Annotated in this window: 1 protein-coding gene; it reads right to left on the bottom strand. The window is 62.9% G+C overall.

Annotation, left to right across the window (positions count from 1 at the left end):
* Positions 1-429: SMP-30/gluconolactonase/LRE family protein (locus EN939_RS37680; protein WP_164751671.1), on the bottom strand; the 429-nt coding region annotated here is incomplete at both ends.

Here is a 429-nt window from a genome sequence, read left to right as displayed (position 1 = left end):
ATGCCGAGCAGCGCGATCCAGTAGGTTCCGTCGGAGCCGCGGTTGAGATTGTCGGGATAGCCTGGCAAATTGTCGAGGAAGATTTCACGCTTGCCCTTGTCCGGTCCGTCGAACCAGTAGCGGCTGATGCGGCACGCCCATGTCTCGGCAAAGAGCAGCGACTGGCCGTCGCGGCAAATGGTGACGCCGTTGGGAAAGATCAGGCCGCGCAATATGGTGCGGGTCGAGCCGGTCCTCGGATCGTGGCAGATCAGCCGGCCGTTGCCCCTGCCCTCCAGCGCATCGACCGCCCATTCAGACATTTCGTAGCGGATCGTCGCTTCGCTGAAGAAGATGCGCCCGTCCGGCGCGATGTCGAGATCGTCGGGAAGCCGCAGCCGCGAATCGTCGATCACCGACAGCAGGCTGCGATTGGTTTCGTCGGTGACC

Source organism: Mesorhizobium sp. M7A.F.Ca.CA.002.05.1.1, assembly GCF_003998335.1.
Taxonomy (GTDB): Bacteria; Pseudomonadota; Alphaproteobacteria; order Rhizobiales; family Rhizobiaceae; genus Mesorhizobium.
This window is presented reverse-complemented; position numbering and strand designations above follow the sequence as displayed.